The organism is Limnohabitans sp. Rim8, from assembly GCF_943326455.1.
Lineage (GTDB): Bacteria > Pseudomonadota > Gammaproteobacteria > Burkholderiales > Burkholderiaceae_C > Limnohabitans_A.
In genome coordinates this window covers 70,090-84,471 of record NZ_CALPTI020000006.1, presented here as the reverse complement: position 1 = coordinate 84,471, position 14,382 = coordinate 70,090, and the positions used below count along the sequence as shown (strand labels likewise).

Sequence of the window (14,382 nt, the reverse complement as noted above, 5' to 3'; positions counted from 1 at the left end):
TCTTCCAAATGAAAAAGGGCAAGAGGCATCATGCCCCCTGCCCCTGTTCGGATCAGCCATCCAGGCGACAGCCGATGCCGTTCACACTCACAGTACTTCGAAAATGCCGCAAGCGCCCATGCCGCCGCCGATGCACATGGTCACCGCCACGCGCTTGGCGCCGCGGCGTTTGCCTTCGATCAAGGCGTGACCTGTCAGGCGCTGACCCGACACACCGTAAGGGTGTCCAACCGCAATCGCGCCGCCGTTGACGTTCAAACGGTCGGCAGGAATGCCCAGTTTGTCGCGGCAATACAGCACCTGCACCGCAAAGGCTTCGTTCAGTTCCCAGAGATCAATGTCATTGACGGTCAGACCCAAACGCGCCAAGACTTTGGGCACGGCATACACCGGACCAATGCCCATTTCGTCAGGTTCGCAACCGGCCACGGCAAAACCCAAGAACCGGCCCATGGGTTTCAGCCCACGTTGCTCGGCCAACTTTTCGTCCATCAGCACGCAAGCACCAGCGCCATCAGAAAACTGGCTGGCATTGCCTGCTGTGACCAAACCGCCGGGCAGCGCAGATCGCAGACCGCTGATGGCTTCCACAGTGGTGCCTTCGCGCAGACCTTCGTCCACACTCACGGTCACTTGCTTGGTGGTCAGGCCCATGACCTTGTCGGCCACGCCAGCGGTCACGGTGATGGGGGCAATCTCATCGCTGAATAAACCAGCTGCTTGGGCCGCACAGGCTTTTTGCTGGCTGGCTGCGCCATAAGCGTCCATCACGTCACGGCCAATTTTGTAGCGCTTGGCCACTTGCTCAGCAGTTTGCAGCATGTTCCAGTAAATCTCGGGCTTCATCTTGGCCAGCGCCAAATCTTGCATCATGTGCAAGTTCATTTCTTGCTGTACGCAAGAAATGCTCTCGACACCACCCGCCACATACACCTGACCTTCACCAGCGATGATGCGCTGAGCAGCCAGGGCGATGGTTTGCAGACCTGAAGAGCAAAAGCGGTTGACGGTCATGCCCGAAACAGAAATGGGCAAACCAGCCTTGAGCGCGATTTGTCGGGCGATGTTCGCGCCTGTTGCGCCCTCGGGGCTGGCGCAGCCCATGATGACATCCTCAACCTCGGCAGCATCAATGCCTGCGCGGGCCACAGCGTGCTGTACGGCATGGCCGCCTAAAGTGGCGCCATGGGTCATGTTGAATGCACCCTTCCAGCTCTTGGCCAAGGGAGTGCGTGCGGTGGAAACGATGACAGCATTCGTCATGATGAAAACCTTTCATGTGGGAAAGCAGCCGAAAAACCGCTTCCCCGAAAATAAAAAAATCAGTTGAATGTCTTGCCTTCGGCCACCAAGCGTGCCAACAAGGGCGCGGGTTGCCAGAATTGGGCGTCGTCGTGGGGGTTCTTAGCGAAGCGCTTCATGGCTTCAGCCACATTGAACAAGCCAATGGTGTCGGCGTAGTTCATGGGGCCACCGCGCCAAATTGGGAAGCCGTAACCGGTCAGGTACACCATGTCGATGTCGCTGGCCTTGCTGGCAATGCCCTCTTCCAGGATGTGCGCTGCTTCATTGACCAGCGAATACACCAAGCGTTGCACAATTTCTTCGTCTGAAATTTTGCGTGGCGTGATCCCGAGGTCAGCGCGGTGCTTTTCGATCATCTCGACCACCACGGCACTGGGAATCGCATCGCGTTTGCCAGTCTGGTAGTCGTACCAGCCAGCGCCGGTCTTTTGACCATAACGGCCCATTTCACACAGCAAATCAGCGGTTTTGCTGTATTTGAGGTTGGGCTTTTCGGTGTAACGGCGCTTTCGAATGGCCCAGCCGATGTCATTGCCGGCCAGATCGCCCATGCGGAAGGGGCCCATGGCAAAACCAAACTTCTCGACCGCTTTGTCGACCTGGGCGGGTGTGCAACCTTCTTCGATCAGGAAACCTGCTTGTCGGCTGTACTGTTCGATCATGCGGTTGCCAATGAAGCCATCGCACACGCCAGACACGACCGAAGTTTTCTTGATTTTTTTGCCGATGGCCATCACGGTGGCCAAGACGTCTTTGCCCGTCTTTTCACCACGAACCACTTCCAAAAGCTTCATCACGTTGGCAGGGCTGAAAAAGTGCATGCCCACCACGTCTTGTGGACGTTGGGTGAAGCTGGCGATCTTGTTCACGTCCAAAGTGGAGGTGTTGGAGGCCAAAATCGCACCGGGCTTCATCACACGGTCCAGCGCTTTGAAAACGGCCTCTTTCACGCCCATGTCTTCGAACACGGCTTCGATCACCAAATCGGCTTGACCAATGTCGTCGTAACTCAGGGTCGTGCTGAGCAAAGCCATGCGTTCGTCGTATTTTTCCTGTTTAAGCTTGCCTTTTTTGACCTGCGCTTCGTAGTTTTTGCGAATGGTGGCGACACCACGGTCCAAGGCTTCTTGCTTCATTTCAAGCATCTTGACCGGAATGCCTGCGTTCAAGAAGTTCATCGATATGCCACCGCCCATGGTGCCCGCGCCAATGACGGCAATGCTCTGGATGTCACGCTTGGGCGTGTCTTCAGGAACATCAGGGATTTTGCTGGCCGCACGGTCGGCCATGAAAATGTGGCGCAATGCTCGGCACTCAGGCGTCCACATCAGGTTGATGAAAATTTCGCGCTCAAAGACCAAGCCGTCTTCGAATTTTTTCTTGGTGGACGCTTCGACAGCATCCACACATTTGGCGGGCGCAGGCAAGTTTTTGGCCATGCCTTTGACCATGTTGCGGGCAAACTGAAAATACGCATCACCTTGGGGATGCTTGCAGGGCAAGTTGCGCACCAATGGCAACGGCGCGCCATCGGCGTGTGCCGCCGCGACTTTTTTGGCCATGGCCAAAGCCTCTTCCGCCAAGGTCTCAGCAGATTGGGCCATAGCATCGAACAATTTTTGCCCGGGCAGCATGGCCAGCATTTCGCTCTTGATGGCTTCGCCACTGACGATCATGTTGAGGGCTGGCTCGACACCGATCACACGAGGCAAACGCTGAGTGCCGCCTGCGCCAGGGATCAAGCCCAACTTCACCTCAGGCAAAGCGATGGAGGTACCGGGTGCAGCGATGCGGTAATGGCAGCCCAAGGCCAACTCAAGACCCCCCCCCATGACCACCGAATGCATAGCCGCGACAACAGGCTTGGCTGAGTTTTCGCAAGTGCGAATCACGCTCAGCAAGTTGGGCTCTTGCAAAGCCTTGGGGGAGCCAAATTCGCGGATGTCTGCGCCACCCGAAAAGGCTTTTCCGGCACCCGTGATGACGATGGCTTTGACAGCCGGGTCGTTATTGGCTTTTTCCAGGTTGTCGGTGATGCCCACGCGGGTGGACAACCCCAAACCGTTGACGGGCGGGTTCATCAAAGTGATGACCGCAATATCACCGTGGACTTTGTATTCAGCTGTCATGCTGGAATTCCTTAGATAGAGAATGAAAAAAGAACGACCGTTCGTTTATTCGTATTGTAGGCATAAAAAAGGGCAACCAAAAGATTTTTGTCGCCCCAGAGATCTGCTCCCCCACCGACAGGTGATCAGACTTCGAGCCACTCCTTGCGGATGTAATTGTTGGCACGCAGTTCATCGGGTGTTCCTTCGAACACGATGCTGCCGTGACCCATGACCAAGGCCCTGTCTGAGATGTTCATCGCGATGGTGAGTTTTTGCTCGATCAACAAGACCGACACCCCCCGTGTTTTCAGGCTCTGCAGGAACTGACCCACAAGCTCGACAATTTTCGGCGCCAAACCCTCGGTGGGCTCGTCGATGATGATCAGATCAGGATCGCCCATCAGAGTCCGGCACAAGGTCAGCATCTGTTGCTCCCCCCCAGACAGCACACCGGCCTCGGTGTGCTCTCGTTCCTTCAGGCGGGGGAACATGTTGAACATGTCTTCAAAAGACCATCGGCCATTTTTGCCACTGCGCTTTTGACCCAGCTGCAAGTTTTGATGAACCGTGAGCTTGGGGAAAATTTCCCGGTTTTCAGGCACATAGCCCAAGCCTTGGTGGGCAATTTCAAAAGCTTTTTTGCCTTGAATCGCTTCACCTTTCCAGTCAATTCGCCCTTGGCACTCCACCAAACCCATGATGGCTTTGGCCGTGGTGGATCGTCCCGAACCGTTGCGCCCCAAAAGGGCCACGATTTCACCAGGTGCAACATCGAAATTCACACCATGCAAGACATGGCTTTTGCCGTAGTAGGCGTGCAGGTTTTCAATTTTCAGCATCAGTGGCCTCCTGCTTGGTTATCGGCTACTGGTGAGCCCAAGTAAGCCTCTTGGACTTTCGGGTTCGAGCGGACCAATTCGGGCGTGTCAAAGGCAATCACCTCGCCATAGACCACCACCGCAATCTTGTCGGCCAAGCCAAAAACCACACCCATGTCGTGTTCCACGGTGAGCAAGGTTTTTCCCACGGTGACTTCTTTGATGAGCTGAATAAAACGTGAGGTTTCACTTTTGCTCATGCCCGCAGTGGGTTCGTCCAACAAAATAACATCGGCCCCACCCGCAATCGTCACGCCAATCTCCAGCGCACGTTGTTCTGCATAGGTCAAGTTCATTGCCAAAACGTCACGCTTTTTATCCAAGCGGATCATGTCCAGCAGCTGGTCCGTGCGTTCATTGGCATCTTTCAGGCCGGACAGAAACTTGATGAAGGTGTACTTGTAGCCCAAACTCCACAGCACAGCGCAGCGTAGATTTTCAAAAACACTCAACTTGGGGAAAATGTTGGTGATCTGAAAGCTGCGCGATAAACCCATTCGGTTGATTTCGTAGGGAGTCTTGTTTTGAATGCGCTGACCATTGAGCAAAATATCACCACTGGTTGGACCAAATCGTCCGCTGATCAAATTGAACAGCGTGGATTTTCCCGCACCATTGGGGCCAATCACCGCAATCCGCTCCCCAGCCTCAACGGCCAGATCAACGCCACGGATGATTTCGGTTTTACCAAAGTTCTTGCGAACGTCTTTCAGTTCTAGGGCGTAACTCATACCGCAGTTTCCCTTCGCTTGATTTCTTTTTCGATTTCCGTCTGGATTTCACTCCAGTCACGGGCAAATTGGCGACGTGTCAACTCGAACAAACCCAGACCCGTCAGCATGACAAAGGCTGAACCCAACCAGCTGTCAAGCCCTCTGGCATTCAGGCTGGCTCCCATGAATTTCACGGTATCGCCCAAGGCCGAATTGAGCTGCAAGTGGTAGACCATTTCAATCATGGCGCCCGCTCCTGCAAGCATGACAATGGCGGTCACACCCAAAGCCAGATAGGTGGTCCAAAGTTGGCGCAACTTGCCAAATTTGGCAACGCGCAAATTCATCATGATCAAACTGGCAATGCCGCCTGGCGCATACATGACCATGAACAAGAAAATCAAGCCCAAATACAGCAACCAAGCCTTGGTCAACTCAGACAGCAAAACAAAGGCAATGATCATCAAAATGCCACCAATGATGGGGCCAAAAAAGAAGGTGGCACCACCCAAGAATGTGAAGAGCAAATAGGCCCCTGAACGTGCTGCACCCACGACCTCGGCCGTCACAATCTCAAAGTTGAGAGCACCCAAGCCACCTGCAATGCCGGCAAAAAAGCCAGAAATGATGAAGGCCATGTACCGGACACGCTGCGTGTTGTAGCCAATGAACTCGACCCGCTCTGGGTTGTCGCGCACCGCATTGAGGATGCGACCCAACGGGGTTTGTGTAAAGGCATACATGAGGGCCACACACACGAATGTGTAGATCGCAATCAGGTAATAAACCTGAATTTGCTGCGCATAAGTGATGCCAAAAAATGGCTGACCGGTCACGCGGTTGCCAGAGACACCCGCTTCTCCGCCAAAAAACTCAGAAAACATGAGCGACATGGCGAACACCAACTCTGCGACGCCCAAGGTGATCATGGCAAAAGGTGTGCCGGATTTGCGCGTGGTGACCCAACCCAGCAAAATGGCAAAACCCATGCCGGCCAGTCCTCCCACTATGGGTAGCAAGCTCACGGGAATGTGCAACTTTCCACCCGATACGGCATTCAAGGCGTGGATCGCCATGTAAGAGCCCAGCCCGGTGTAGACCGCGTGGCCAAAGCTGAGCATGCCGCCTTGACCCAAGAGTATGTTGTACGAAAGGCAGGCAATGATGGCAATGCCCATTTGCGCCAACATCGTGGTCGATAAGTTGCTGGTGAACACCAAAGGTGCGAAGACCAAGACCAGCGCAAAAGCGCTCCAGATGACCCAACGCCCAACGTTGTAGGGTTTGAATTTGTAAACAGCAGCCATGGCTTAACCTTCGCGTGTGCCCAAGAGGCCTTTGGGCCGGAAAATCAGAATCAGAACCAGGAACAAATAAGGCAAGATCGGTGCAACCTGTGAAATGGTGAGTTTTGCAAAAGAATTTTCTTGGGTGGCGGCCGACAACGCCCAGCCCATGTCCTTGGCCAATGTGAGGAAAGAGTAATCAATGGCCACAGCAAAGGTCTGAATCACCCCAATCAAGATGGATGCCAAAAACGCCCCCGACAGAGAGCCCATGCCGCCCACCACCACCACCACAAAGATCACCGAACCGACAGTGGCTGCCATGGCAGGTTCGGTCACAAAAGTACTTCCACCAATGACACCCGCCAAGCCGGCCAAACCGGTGCCTGCACCAAAAACCAACATGAACACACGGGGCACGTTGTGGCCCAAGGATTCAACCATTTCGGGATGCGTCAAAGCGGCCTGAATCACTAGGCCAATGCGGGTGCGAGTCAGGAGCAGCCACAAGGACAAGAGCATCAAAACAGCCACCAGCATCATGAAGCCCCGGGTGGCCGGGAAGGGTGAACACACCAAACGCACAGCGGTATCCGCAGCGGTGCATGCTTCTGCAGGTGCGGCACCCCAAACAAAACTGAGACCGTCAACCGAGTGGTTGATCAGGGTAAAAGCAGAACTGCGCAAAATTTCGGGTGGGGGGAACTCAACCGCTGTACGCCCCCATACCAATTGCACCACTTCCAAAACCACATAGGACAAGCCAAAGGTCACCAGCAACTCTGGGACATGGCCAAAAGGATGGACCTTGCGCAATGTGACACGTTCAAAGACCGCGCCACAGGCCCCTACCAACAAGGGCGCCAACACGAGAGCAGGCCAAAAACCGATCCAACCAGTCAGGGTGTAGCCAAAATATGCACCGACCATGTAAAAACTGGCGTGAGCAAAATTGAGAACACCCATCATGCTGAAAATCAGCGTCAGGCCGGAGCTGAGCATGAAGAGCAACAGTCCGTAACTGAGACCGTTGAGCATGGAGATGATGAAAAACTCCATAAAAACTTTCCAGACCTTCAAGGGTCTAACTGCGTTACCGAAAGTGGGCCAGATCAACCGACCCAGTGAAGGAAGGCAAAAAACAAAAAACCCGATGAACGTGTGTTGATCGGGTCTGGGCCCACACTGCAAGGCGATGACGGGACGTCAACCCCTTGCAAAATTGAACGGTGATGACGTCCCGTGCTTAGCTTGGACGCTTCATCTGGCAGCTGGTGGGTGTGCTGGAGATGAACGATGGGTATTCCTTGACGGGAGCCAAGGTCATGCCCGTGTTTTCTGGGCTGTAAGGGAACTTCTTGTCCGCCTTTTGCCAAACGGTCATCCACAGCGGTTGCTGCAATTGGTGGTCGGTTTTGCGCATTTGAACTTCACCGTGGTAGCTCTTGAAGGTCAAGCCCGAGAGGGCCGCTGCCACTTTGACTGGATCGGTCGATTTGGCCTTGGCCATGGCCTCACCCAGAGCGCTGTAAATCGAAATCACAGAGCCAGTGTAGAAATCATCGTTGAACTTTTGCTTGAATTCGGCCATCCATTTGCCCATCTCACCACCCATGTTGTAGTGGTTATAGGAAATTTGGAAAACACGGCCCGCACCGCCTTGCCCCAAGGCAGTGGGTGTGCCCGTCACACCGGTGTAATAGGTGTAGAACTTGCCGTTGTAACCACCTTCGTTGGCCGCCTTGACCAGCAAGGCCAAGTCAGAACCCCAGTTGCCGGTGATGACGGTGTCTGCACCCGAAGCCTTGATTTTGGCGATGTAGGGGGCGAAATCACGCACTTGCGCCAAAGGATGCAGGTCTTCACCCACGATTTTCACATCGGGCATCTTGCGCGCAATGTTTTCTTTGGCATAGCGCACCATTTGGTGGCCGTGAGAGTAGTTCTGGTTGAGCAGATAGACGTTTTTGATGTCCTTCTGGTCTTTCATGAAGGTGGTCATGGCTTCCATCTTCATGGAAGTATCGGCATCAAAACGGAAATGCCAGAAACTGCACTTGCTGTTGGTGAAGTCTGGGTCGACCGCTGAGTGGTTCAAGAAAATGATTTCTTTACCGGGATTGCGCTCGTTATGCCTGTTCACGGCTTCGATCAGAGCACCTGCGACAGACGAACCGTTACCTTGGGTGATGTAACGCACGCCTTGGTCCATAGCGGCCTTCAGGGCGTTCAGGCTTTCAGCGGGGCTCAACTTGTTGTCAATGCCAATCACCTCAAACTTGACACCTGCAGGATTGGTTTTGCTGAACTTTTCTGCAAAGAACTGAAAGCTCTTGAGCTGGTTGCTGCCCACAGGTGCCATCAGGCCCGACAAAGGATCAATCCAGGCGATTTTGACGGTTTCGCCTTTTTGCGCATAAGCACCCATGGCGCTGAGGGCCAAAGTGGTGGCGGCGATCAAACGGATGGTGGTTTTCATGACAAGGTCTCCTGCTTTGTAAATGTATGACCAATGAAGCGTAACCTCAGCCCAAAGAAAATCGCTCGGGGTTTGCCCCTAAGGGGTATCACACCCGCGACTTTTAATCTTCAATTCATGATCGCAGTCAAAGCCCAGGCAACATGTAATTGGCCAATTGTTCGCGCAGTCGCGTCTTGAGCATCTTGCCGGTGCCTCCCAATGGAATGGCATCGACAAAGACCACATCGTCCGGGATTTGCCACTTGGCCGTTTTTCCCTCATAAAAAGCGATCAATTCTTCGCGGCTGACCTCCAATCCGGCCTTTTTGACCACACACACAATGGGCCTCTCGTCCCATTTGGGATGGCGCATGCCAATGCACGCTGCCATGGCCACTGCCGGGTGTCCCATGGCGATGTTTTCAACATCGATGGAGCTGATCCATTCACCGCCCGACTTGATCACGTCTTTGCTGCGGTCCGTGATTTGCATGAAACCATCGGCATCAATGGTGGCCACATCGCCTGTCGGGAACCATCCTTCGACCAAGGGGTCTCCACCTTCCTGCTTGAAATAGGAGGCAATCACCCAAGGACCTTTGACCAACAGGTCGCCTGCTGCTTTGCCGTCATGGGGCAATGAATTTCCGTCGGCATCGACAATCTTCATGTCAATGCCGTAAATGCAGCGACCTTGCTTCATGCGCAATTTCATTTGTGCATCGGCAGGCATGCTCAAGTGTTTGTTCTTCAAGGTGCAGACGGTGCCCAAAGGGCTCATTTCGGTCATGCCCCAAGCATGCAAAACATCCACGCCATAGTCTTCACGGAATGCATCGATCATGGCGGGTGGACATGCCGAGCCGCCAATCACCGTGCGCTGGAGTGTGCTGAACTTAAGGCCCGCCGGTTTCATATGGCCGAGCAACATTTGCCAGACTGTGGGGACACCTGCCGCAAAGCTGACACCTTCAGATTCAATCAATTCGTAGACCGATTTGCCGTCCAAAGCCGGTCCAGGAAAAACCAGTTTGGCGCCTGCCATTGCCGCGCTGTATGGAATACCCCAGGCATTGACGTGGAACATGGGTACCACGGGCAAGATGGCGTCCCGGGCAGATATGCACATGGAATCGGGCAATGCGGCTGCATAAGCGTGCAGCACTGTTGAGCGGTGGCTGTACAAAGTCCCCTTGGGATTGCCTGTGGTTCCACTCGTATAGCAAAGGCTGCACGCGGTGTTTTCATCGAGTTGTGGCCAGCGATAGCTGTCGGGTTGTTGACCCATCCAAGCCTCGTAGCTCACCAAATTGGGAATGTCGGTGTCGCTGGGTAAATTGTCAGCATCGCACAGCGCGACAAAATGGGTCACGGTCTTGCAATGGGCATGCAGGACTTTCACCAATGGCAAAAACGTCATGTCAAAGCAAAGCACTTGGTCTTCGGCGTGGTTGGCAATCCAGGCCATTTGCTCAGGGTGCAAGCGTGGGTTGATGGTGTGCAAGACGCGGCCCGATCCGCTGACGCCAAAGTAAAGCTCAAGGTGCCGGTAACCGTTCCATGCCAAGGTGGCGATGCGGGCTCCTTGGGGCACGTTTTGAGCGTCCAGCGCGTTCGCCACTTGGCGAGAACGGCGAGCCACTTGCGCCCAATTGCTGCGGTGAATGTCGCCTTCTACTCGGCGCGAGACCACCTCGCTGTCGCCGTGGTGTTTTTCGGCAAAGTCGATCAACGAAGAAATCAGCAATGATTGCTGTTGCATCAGTCCCTGCATGGGGTGTCTCCTGTCAAGGTTTTGACTTAAAAGATGAGATTGTGCACCCCGGGCTTTATGGGTTTACCCCTAAAACCCGCCTGACAGCGGGTGCTTGTCAAGGGCGTGACAATCTCAACCATGTCACTTGCGCCAACCGATACCCCGATCCACTCAAACCCCGACATGCCCATGTTGGAATGGACTCACCGATTGAGTCGATTGGGCACTCGTTTCTTTACGCCTTTGCAACCGACCCCTTTGGCCGCACCCGCGTGGGCTGCTCGCAACGAAGATTTGCGCATTCAACTGGGCTGGCCCAGTGCCGTGTTTGACGAAAACCACCTTCAGGCTTTTGCCGGCAATGCCCTGTTGGTCGGGTCCCTGCCTTTGGCCACCGTATACAGCGGCCACCAATTTGGCCAGTGGGCCGGTCAGTTGGGAGATGGCCGGGCTATTTGGCTCGGCGAGGCGCAATCAGCCCAAGGGCCGCAAGAAATTCAGCTCAAGGGTGCTGGTCGAACGCCCTATTCCCGGGGCGGCGATGGTCGGGCGGTGCTGCGCTCAAGCATTCGCGAGTATTTGTGCAGTGAGGCCATGCACGGTCTGGGCATTCCCACCACCCGCGCTTTGTGCCTGGTGGCGTCCCCTGAACCTGTGCGGCGAGAAACCCTCGAAAGCGCCGCCGTGGTGACGCGGATTGCTCCGAGCTTTCTGCGCTTTGGTCACTTCGAACATTTTTCTGCGCAAGGTGATGTAGACAGTTTGCGCACCTTGGCGGACCACGCCATCCTCCACCATTTGCCCGAGTGCCAAGAACGTGCAGCCCTTTGGCAAGGCAATGTTTACGCCGCCTTGCTGGATGTGGTGCAAGAGCGCACGGCCCTGATGTTGGCCCAATGGCAAGCGGTCGGGTTTTGCCACGGTGTCATGAACACTGACAACATGAGTCTGTTGGGCCTGACCATCGATTACGGTCCTTTTCAATTCATGGACGGCTTTGACCCTGGTCACATTTGCAACCACTCGGACTACCAAGGTCGATACGCCTATGGACGCCAGCCGAATGTGGCTTATTGGAATTTGTATTGCCTGGCCCAGGCCCTGGGCCCTCTGATCGATGACCACGACTTGACGCTGCAGGTACTCGAGGGTTACAAAACCCTGTTCCCGCGCTGCCTGGGCGATGCCATGCGAGCCAAACTGGGCCTGGTTGGCGACTTGGCCCCCGAGTCCGAACGCGAAGCCGATTGGTCCTTGGTGGAGGACGTGATGCAACTCATGTCGGCCGAAAAAGTGGACTTCACGTTGTTTTGGCGTCAACTGAGCCAAGCGGTGGTGGCGCAATCGACAACCTCCACCCTCACCGACGCGGGCTGGAGCGGCGTTACCGATATGGTGCTTGACCGCCCTCGCCTGCTGGCCTGGCTCGCGCGATACACAGAGAGAACAGGTCAAAGCAGCTTCGCGGCCATGGGCCAGCAGATGCTGCGCACCAACCCCAAGTTCGTACTGCGCAACCATCTGGCCGAAACGGCGATTCGCCAAGCCAAGTTGGGCGATTTTTCGGAAATCGAAGTTCTGCACAACTTGTTAAAGTCACCCTTCGACGAGCATTCAGGCATGCAAGCCTATGCCGATTTACCGCCAGACTGGGCTGGTCAACTCGAAATCAGCTGTTCCTCATGAGCAAAATCAACAAAACCGACCAAGAGTGGCGCGATCTGCTGTCCGCCAAAGGCGCTGAACCCGTGGCCTTTGCGGTCACGCGCCAAGCGGCAACGGAGCGCCCATTCACGGGTAAATACGAGGGCCATTGGGCCAAAGGCACTTACCGTTGCGTTTGCTGCGATGCCGAACTCTTCAAATCCGACACCAAGTTTGACGCAGGTTGCGGTTGGCCCAGCTTTTACCAATCTTCTGTCGAAGGAGCCATTGAAGACCGGGTGGACAACAGCCACGGCATGCGCCGGGTAGAAACTGTCTGCGCCCAATGCGGCGCACACCTTGGCCATGTTTTCGATGACGGCCCGGCACCCACGGGCTTGCGTTACTGCATGAACTCCGCTTCGTTAGACTTCGAGGCTTCCTGACCATGGTCGGCAGGGCGAACCGCTCAGCCATACAAAATCCTTCATGAAATTCATCCTCGATTTTTTCCCCATTTTGCTGTTTTTTGGGGCCTACAAAATGGCCGACATCTACACCGCTACAGCCGTGTTGATGGGTGCAACTTTGGTGCAGACAGCCATCATGTACAAACTGGATGGCAAGCTGCAAACCATGCAAAAGATCACGCTGGTGTTGGTGCTGGGCTTTGGTGCTCTGACACTGAGTCTGCACGACGAACGCTTCATCAAGTGGAAGCCTACATTGTTGTATTCGGGTCTGGCCATCGCTTTGGCTGTGGCCCACTGGTTTCTGAAAAAGAATTTTTTGCACCTGCTGTTGGGCCAGCAATTGCAGCTGCCTCATGCGGTCTGGAACCGCTTGAATCTGTCTTGGATGGTCTACTGCCTTTTCATGGCCACGGTCAACGCCTATGTGGCCCATTACTTCAGCACCGAGGACTGGGTGAATTTCAAACTTTGGGGGTATGTTTTCCCCTTGGTGTTCATTCTGGGCCAAGGGATTTACATTTCACGTTACCTGCCCAAAGACGACCAGAGCGCCAAAGGCTCTGACAAAGAATGAACGCCACTTCCCTTCCCCTGAGCCAGCAGATACATGCCCGATTGCTGGAGCGGCTGCAACCTACTGAGTTGCGCGTGATCGACGAAAGCGCAGACCACGCAGGCCATGTGGGTGCCAATGACAGTGGTCAAGGCACGCACATGCGGGTGTGCATTGCCTCACCTTTGTTTGCAACGATGAGCCGCGTTCAGCGCCATCGCCTTGTGTATGATGCGCTGCAAGATTTCATCGACCAGGGTTTACATGCTTTGGCCATCGAGCTGATCTGAATTTGAGCCATCACAAAACGCGCTCGTTTTTGATTTTTTGTACTTTTACCCTGTATCCGACTCTTTGTATTTGAGGAAAAAACCATGAAAAAGCATTTGTTCAGCGCCGCTTTGGTGGCTCTGTTGGCAGCACCCGCACTGGCGCAAAACCTGGCTGTGGTCAATGGCAAGCCTGTTCCATCTTCCCGCATCAAAGCTTTGCAACAGCAAGTCGAAGCCTCTGGCCGACCCGTGACACCCGAAATCATGGCCCAAATCAAGGAAGAGCTCATCGCCCGTGAAGTCTTCATGCAAGAAGCTCGTAAGCGTGGCCTCGATGCCTCTGACGACTACAAAGCCCAGTTGGAGCTGGCCCGCCAGACGATCCTGATCCGTCAGCTTTTTGCGGACTTCCAGAAGAAAAACCCTGTCACTGATGCCGACATCAAAGCTGAATATGACAAGTTCGTGGCTGCCAACGGCGGTAAAGAGTATCGCGCTCGCCACATCTTGGTCGAAAAAGAAGACGAAGCCAAAGCTTTGATCGCCGACATCAAAAAGGGTGCCAAGTTTGAAGATTTGGCCAAAAAGGTGTCCAAAGATCCCGGTTCCGGTGCCAACGGAGGTGATCTGGATTGGGCCGCTTCGGGCAGCTATGTGGCAGAGTTTTCGGACGCAATGGTGAAGCTGGCCAAGGGCCAGATGACCGACACACCGGTCAAGAGCCAGTTTGGTTTTCACATCATCCGTGTGGACGATGTGCGTGAGGCCGAGTTACCCAAATTGAACGACGTCAAACCCCAGATCGCTCAGCAACTGCAACAGCAAAAACTGGCCAGCTTCCAAGAAGGTCTGCGCTCCAAAGCCAAGATCCAGTGATCTGGTCTTTGCGTCCATTAAAAACGCGACTTCGGTCGCGTTTTTTGTTTTCTG

General features: G+C 54.5%; 13 protein-coding genes. 5 read left to right on the top strand and 8 right to left on the bottom strand.

The annotated features are described in order from the left end of the window. Positions 1–87 precede the first annotated feature (87 nt). The 8 genes from Q1M54_RS06110 to Q1M54_RS06075 all read right to left on the bottom strand — a co-directional run bounded on the left by Q1M54_RS06110 (position 88) and on the right by Q1M54_RS06075 (position 10,528). On the bottom strand, positions 88–1,263 hold the full coding sequence (locus Q1M54_RS06110; RefSeq protein WP_300555259.1) for an acetyl-CoA C-acyltransferase: 1,176 nt from the start codon (positions 1,261–1,263) through the stop codon (positions 88–90). Between the two features lie 59 nt (positions 1,264–1,322). After that, a complete protein-coding gene (locus Q1M54_RS06105) occupies positions 1,323–3,434 on the bottom strand; it encodes a 3-hydroxyacyl-CoA dehydrogenase NAD-binding domain-containing protein (protein WP_300555256.1) in 2,112 nt (703 codons plus the stop codon). A 125-nt stretch (positions 3,435–3,559) separates the two neighbouring features. Then, positions 3,560–4,255: an ABC transporter ATP-binding protein gene (locus Q1M54_RS06100; protein ID WP_300555253.1), complete on the bottom strand. Its 696-nt coding sequence runs from the start codon at positions 4,253–4,255 to the stop codon at positions 3,560–3,562. Next, positions 4,255–5,025 (bottom strand): ABC transporter ATP-binding protein, encoded by a 771-nt coding sequence (locus Q1M54_RS06095; protein ID WP_300555250.1) that lies wholly within the window; start codon positions 5,023–5,025, stop codon positions 4,255–4,257. The genes Q1M54_RS06100 and Q1M54_RS06095 overlap by 1 nt, the downstream gene beginning before the upstream one ends. Next, positions 5,022–6,314 (bottom strand): branched-chain amino acid ABC transporter permease, encoded by a 1,293-nt coding sequence (locus tag Q1M54_RS06090; protein WP_300555248.1) that lies wholly within the window; start codon positions 6,312–6,314, stop codon positions 5,022–5,024. The genes Q1M54_RS06095 and Q1M54_RS06090 overlap by 4 nt, the downstream gene beginning before the upstream one ends. Before the next feature lie 3 nt (positions 6,315–6,317). Beyond that, positions 6,318–7,352: a branched-chain amino acid ABC transporter permease gene (locus Q1M54_RS06085; RefSeq protein WP_300555245.1), complete on the bottom strand. Its 1,035-nt coding sequence runs from the start codon at positions 7,350–7,352 to the stop codon at positions 6,318–6,320. 187 nt (positions 7,353–7,539) lie between these two features. Continuing rightward, on the bottom strand, positions 7,540–8,772 hold the full coding sequence (locus Q1M54_RS06080) for a branched-chain amino acid ABC transporter substrate-binding protein (protein WP_300555242.1): 1,233 nt from the start codon (positions 8,770–8,772) through the stop codon (positions 7,540–7,542). 127 nt (positions 8,773–8,899) lie between these two features. After that, complete coding sequence (locus Q1M54_RS06075) at positions 8,900–10,528, bottom strand: 3-(methylthio)propionyl-CoA ligase (protein ID WP_300555239.1); 1,629 nt, start codon at positions 10,526–10,528, stop codon at positions 8,900–8,902. A 120-nt stretch (positions 10,529–10,648) separates the two neighbouring features. Here Q1M54_RS06075 and Q1M54_RS06070 point away from each other — a divergent pair, with 120 nt between their 5' ends. The 5 genes from Q1M54_RS06070 (at position 10,649) to Q1M54_RS06050 (ending at position 14,328) form a co-directional block, all read left to right on the top strand. Further along, positions 10,649–12,196: a protein adenylyltransferase SelO gene (locus Q1M54_RS06070; protein WP_300555236.1), complete on the top strand. Its 1,548-nt coding sequence runs from the start codon at positions 10,649–10,651 to the stop codon at positions 12,194–12,196. Continuing rightward, positions 12,193–12,600, top strand: coding sequence for a peptide-methionine (R)-S-oxide reductase MsrB (msrB, locus tag Q1M54_RS06065; RefSeq protein ID WP_300555233.1), 408 nt, complete (start codon positions 12,193–12,195; stop codon positions 12,598–12,600). Before Q1M54_RS06070 ends, msrB begins: the two co-directional genes overlap by 4 nt. Positions 12,601–12,643: 43 nt before the next feature. Further along, positions 12,644–13,201, top strand: a complete 558-nt coding sequence (locus Q1M54_RS06060; protein WP_300555231.1) for a septation protein A — start codon at positions 12,644–12,646, stop codon at positions 13,199–13,201. Beyond that, positions 13,198–13,470 carry a BolA family protein gene (locus tag Q1M54_RS06055; RefSeq protein WP_300555229.1) on the top strand — a complete coding sequence of 91 codons (273 nt, stop codon included), beginning with the start codon at positions 13,198–13,200 and terminating at the stop codon, positions 13,468–13,470. The genes Q1M54_RS06060 and Q1M54_RS06055 overlap by 4 nt, the downstream gene beginning before the upstream one ends. Before the next feature lie 84 nt (positions 13,471–13,554). Next, positions 13,555–14,328, top strand: a complete 774-nt coding sequence (locus Q1M54_RS06050) for a peptidylprolyl isomerase (RefSeq protein WP_300555227.1) — start codon at positions 13,555–13,557, stop codon at positions 14,326–14,328. Positions 14,329–14,382: the final 54 nt, after the last annotated feature.

Excerpts from the sequence above, each read along its gene's own strand:
- Q1M54_RS06060 (WP_300555231.1), top strand. The coding sequence starts at position 12,644 with ATGAAATTCATCCTCGATTTTTTCCCCATTTTGCTGTTTTTTGGGGCC.
- Q1M54_RS06095 (WP_300555250.1), bottom strand. The coding sequence starts at position 5,025 with ATGAGTTACGCCCTAGAACTGAAAGACGTTCGCAAGAACTTTGGTAAA.
- Q1M54_RS06100 (WP_300555253.1), bottom strand. The coding sequence starts at position 4,255 with ATGCTGAAAATTGAAAACCTGCACGCCTACTACGGCAAAAGCCATGTC.
- Q1M54_RS06055 (WP_300555229.1), top strand. The coding sequence starts at position 13,198 with ATGAACGCCACTTCCCTTCCCCTGAGCCAGCAGATACATGCCCGATTG.
- Q1M54_RS06050 (WP_300555227.1), top strand. The coding sequence starts at position 13,555 with ATGAAAAAGCATTTGTTCAGCGCCGCTTTGGTGGCTCTGTTGGCAGCA.
- Q1M54_RS06085 (WP_300555245.1), bottom strand. The coding sequence starts at position 7,352 with ATGGAGTTTTTCATCATCTCCATGCTCAACGGTCTCAGTTACGGACTG.
- msrB (WP_300555233.1), top strand. The coding sequence starts at position 12,193 with ATGAGCAAAATCAACAAAACCGACCAAGAGTGGCGCGATCTGCTGTCC.
- Q1M54_RS06090 (WP_300555248.1), bottom strand. The coding sequence starts at position 6,314 with ATGGCTGCTGTTTACAAATTCAAACCCTACAACGTTGGGCGTTGGGTC.
- Q1M54_RS06105 (WP_300555256.1), bottom strand. The coding sequence starts at position 3,434 with ATGACAGCTGAATACAAAGTCCACGGTGATATTGCGGTCATCACTTTG.
- Q1M54_RS06080 (WP_300555242.1), bottom strand. The coding sequence starts at position 8,772 with ATGAAAACCACCATCCGTTTGATCGCCGCCACCACTTTGGCCCTCAGC.
- Q1M54_RS06070 (WP_300555236.1), top strand. The coding sequence starts at position 10,649 with ATGTCACTTGCGCCAACCGATACCCCGATCCACTCAAACCCCGACATG.
- Q1M54_RS06110 (WP_300555259.1), bottom strand. The coding sequence starts at position 1,263 with ATGACGAATGCTGTCATCGTTTCCACCGCACGCACTCCCTTGGCCAAG.
- Q1M54_RS06075 (WP_300555239.1), bottom strand. The coding sequence starts at position 10,528 with ATGCAGGGACTGATGCAACAGCAATCATTGCTGATTTCTTCGTTGATC.